At 61.6% G+C, this 3,561-nt stretch carries 4 protein-coding genes, 1 other RNA gene and 1 pseudogene; 3 read left to right on the top strand and 3 right to left on the bottom strand.

Annotated features, from left to right (window positions below):
* On the top strand, positions 1 to 790 hold a 790-nt coding region (locus tag EN893_RS24420), incomplete at its 5' end, for an MFS transporter (protein WP_128361828.1).
* Positions 791 to 835: 45 nt separating this feature from the next.
* Here the strand turns inward: EN893_RS24420 and EN893_RS24415 are convergent.
* Positions 836 to 1,389 (bottom strand): annotated as a pseudogene (locus tag EN893_RS24415) (AAA family ATPase).
* A gap of 107 nt (positions 1,390 to 1,496) precedes the next feature.
* Positions 1,497 to 1,856, bottom strand: a transfer-messenger RNA (tmRNA) gene (gene ssrA, locus EN893_RS24410).
* Between the two features lie 170 nt (positions 1,857 to 2,026).
* On the opposite strand from ssrA, the gene EN893_RS24405 reads away from it, so the two are divergent.
* Both EN893_RS24405 and EN893_RS24400 read left to right on the top strand, forming a co-directional pair.
* Positions 2,027 to 2,338, top strand: coding sequence for a DUF2853 family protein (locus tag EN893_RS24405; RefSeq protein ID WP_127271793.1), 312 nt, complete (start codon positions 2,027 to 2,029; stop codon positions 2,336 to 2,338).
* A 158-nt stretch (positions 2,339 to 2,496) separates the two neighbouring features.
* Positions 2,497 to 3,291, top strand: coding sequence for a thymidylate synthase (locus EN893_RS24400; protein ID WP_127271791.1), 795 nt, complete (start codon positions 2,497 to 2,499; stop codon positions 3,289 to 3,291).
* Positions 3,292 to 3,302: 11 nt separating this feature from the next.
* Here the strand turns inward: EN893_RS24400 and EN893_RS24395 are convergent, their stop codons facing one another.
* The gene (locus EN893_RS24395) at positions 3,303 to 3,512 is read right to left on the bottom strand and encodes a molybdopterin-binding protein (protein ID WP_024501417.1); all 210 of its coding nucleotides are present in this window, start codon (positions 3,510 to 3,512) and stop codon (positions 3,303 to 3,305) included.
* Positions 3,513 to 3,561 lie beyond the last annotated feature (49 nt).

Raw genomic sequence — 3,561 nt, 5'->3', positions numbered from 1 at the left:
GTTCTCGGTGTCGCCGATCCTGGCGCCGCTGACCGGCAGCGTGATCATCGAGAGTTTCGGCTGGCGCGCCGTGTTCTGGACGGTGACGGGCGCGGCCGCCCTTGCCACGGTGCTGCTCGCAACCTCGCTCAAGGAGACGCGGCCGGCTGAAGAACGCGTCGGTTCCTCCTTCGGAACCGCGCTTGCCGGCTATCGCTTCCTGATGGGCGACCGCAATTTCCTTGGCCTGGTGGCGATCGCCGGCTTCGGCATTGCGAGCTTCTTCGTCTATCTGTCGAGCTCGTCCTTCATTCTGATCGACCATTACGGGCTGTCGCCTTCGGTCTACAGCGTGTTCTTCTCGATCAACGCGGTCGCCTTCATCGGCATGTCGCAGATGACGGGGCTGCTGGCCGAGCGCTTCGGCCTGAGGCGCGTGGTGCGCGTCGCGGTGACCGGCTATGCCTCGACGATGGTGGTGCTGTTGGCGATCATGGCGACGGGCGTCGACCGGCTCGACGTGATGGCGGCCCTGCTGTTCGTCGGCTACGGCTTTCTCGGCCTGGTCATCCCGACCACCTCGGTGCTGGCCATGGAAGAGCATGGCGAGATCGCCGGCACGGCGTCGGCGCTGATGGGCACGCTGCATTTCGCCATCGGCGCACTCGCCATGGGTGTTGCCGGCGTGTTCTTCGACGGCACGCCGCTGCCGATGGTGGCCGGCATCACGCTCTGTGCGGTGATTTCCTTCACGCTGGCCAAGGTCACGCTCGGCCGCTCGCGCGAGGCCGTCGAGGCGCCGGCGGAATAAGCAACCAAAACAAATGAAAAAGGCCGGGGTTCATCCCGGCCTTTTTCACGCCAATCCTGTCTCGGCCAGCACGAAGCGCAGCCGCGCCTCGACGGGTGCCAGCGGCAACGGAATCATCTCATAGCCCAGTTCCGTGTAGATGCCGACCAGCGCATGGTGGGTACGCTCGGCCTCGTCGAGCGTCTGCTTGCGTCTTCGTCCTGCGCGAAGATCTCCGGCCAAAGCGGGGCGACGAAGATGCGGGGGTTGTAGCGGAAACGCTTGGCGGCGGCGTTGATGTGTTCGGGTAGCGGCAGGCCGCTCAGCCTGAGGTAGCCAAGCGTGTCCGGAACGCCCCGATCGAAGAAAACAGGACGCCCGGTCTGTTCTTGCGCGATTTGATACGAGCGCATCTCCCATGACAGCATCAACTCGGCGAACAGGGCGCGATCATGCCAGGGCAAAGCGGGTCCGCCTATATCGGACTGGTGGCGGATGATGCCGCGGCCGGCTTCGATCGAGGTGGCAAAGCCTGCCCGGCGCAGGGCTTCGATCAGGGTGGTCTTGCCGGAGCCGGGACCGCCGGTCAGCACGAAGAATCGATCGGAATCGTCTTGCATCTTTTGGAGAGGTGGCACGCGGCAGGGCGGCTTCGCGGCCGAGGGCGTGCGAAGTTGGCCGGCGGGAGCTGCCGTTGTGCGTAACGCATGTTGAGGAGGAGGGGAGAAGTGGAGGTTTCTGTTGCCAGGTACCTCCGAACCCCGCCTAGAAGTGCGAACCTCTAGGGCTTGATTTGAAGCTATCGCACCGCTTACGCGGCGAGACGTGCTTCCGCATAGTTGTCATTTGCAACTACAGGTTTAGCCCGATGACGGTGGTACCATGCCGGGCAAAAGTACGATCTTTACACCTTCGTCGATCCTATTTCGCCCCCAGCAAAAACCGCTCTGTCATCAGCAGCGGCTTTTGGTGGAGGCGCCGGGTACCGCCCCCGGGTCCGAACGGCTTATTTCATCGCCCATTTATCGCCATAGTCGGTCAAGCCGACAAACCGAATATAGGGGGCCATCGCAAGAAATGGAAGGCCGCAATGGCACTTTGTCCCCCTGACAAAACCGCAAGTCCAAAGGGTTGACTTGGGCGCGGTCTCAACCGAAGCTTTGCCCCGGTGAGGAGTTACCGACCTAGCGCACATGTTGCAGCAGCGCGCCACAGCCCTCATCGATCGGATCCGTGGCGCCGACGAGGGGAATTTTGATGGCCGACTATCTTGCAGACGTGAAGAAATACGATGCCTCGGCGAGTGCCGACGTGGTCGACAAAATCGTGAAGCATCTTGGCATTGCGCTCCGGAACCGCGATTCCTCGCTGGTGTCCTGCACCGATCCGAAGGAGCTAGAGCGCGTCAAGGCTGGCTGGGTTGCGAAGAAGCTCGGCATATCGGACGACAACAAGGCCGACGCTTCGATCGAGAAGGTCTGCAAGGCGATGGCCGCCGACAGTACCAAGAACCGGGTTACCTTCTACTATCTGGTTGCCAAGGACCTGGGTAAACTCGGCTCCCTCTGACGACCGCACGTCAATTTGCAGGGGCTGGCGCGGTCCATGCGTCAGCCCTGATGTTGTTGGGGACTGGCAGCCTTCGGGCAGGGCTTGCGCTGCTTTGTGGTGTTCGATTGCCTGTCCGTCAGCTATGATGGCTGGACAACCGAATCGAGCCGGAACCGATGCGCCAGTATCTCGACCTCCTGCAGCACGTGCTGGACAACGGCGCCGATCGCGGCGACCGCACCGGCACCGGAACGCGCTCCGTCTTCGGCTACCAGATGCGTTTCGACCTGGCGCGCGGCTTTCCGGTCACCACGACCAAGAAGCTGCATCTCAAGTCGATCATCCATGAGCTTTTGTGGTTCCTGGCCGGCGACACCAACGTCAAATATCTCACCGATAACGGCGTTTCGATCTGGGACGAATGGGCCGACGAGAATGGCGATCTCGGCCCGGTCTACGGCAAGCAATGGCGCTCCTGGCCGGATGGCCATGGCGGCTCGATCGACCAGATCGCGAATCTTCTCAAGGAGATACGCAAAAATCCTCAATCGCGGCGGCTGATCGTTTCGGCATGGAATCCAGCCGAGGTGGAAGCGATGGCGCTGCCGCCCTGCCACTGCCTGTTCCAGTTCTATGTTTCGGAAGGGCGGCTCTCCTGCCAACTCTACCAGCGTTCCGCCGATATCTTCCTCGGCGTGCCGTTCAACATCGCGTCCTATGCCCTGCTGACCTTGATGGTGGCGCAGGTCACCGGGCTGAAACCCGGCGATTTCGTCCACACGCTCGGTGATGCGCATCTCTACTCGAACCATTTCGAGCAAGCACGCGAACAACTGCGGCGCACGCCGAAGGTGCTGCCGACGATGTGGATCAATCCGGAGGTGAAGGATCTGTTCGCCTTCCGCTTCGAGGATTTCCGGCTGGAAAACTACGTCGCCGATGCGTCGATCAAGGCGCCGATCGCGGTCTAAGGCCGCAAATTTCAGTCGATGCCGACCATCACGTCCGAGGCCTTGACCACGGCATAGGCCTGCTTGCCCTTTTCGAGCTTGAGATCGGCGACGGCCTCGTTGGTGATCGAGGCGGTGACGATGGCGCCGCCACCGATGTCGATCCTGACATGCGAGGTGGTGGCTCCCTTGACGATCTCGGCGATCGTTCCCTTGAGGACGTTGCGGGCGCTGATCTTCATCGGAGTTTCCTTTCCAGGGTTTTCTTTGCCGGTCTCATCAGAACAATCG

It is taken from the genome of Mesorhizobium sp. M7A.F.Ca.CA.004.04.2.1, from assembly GCF_004022825.1.
Taxonomy (GTDB): Bacteria; Pseudomonadota; Alphaproteobacteria; order Rhizobiales; family Rhizobiaceae; genus Mesorhizobium.
Note: the sequence above shows the minus strand (reverse complement) of the source record. Positions and strands in the feature narration are given on the sequence as shown.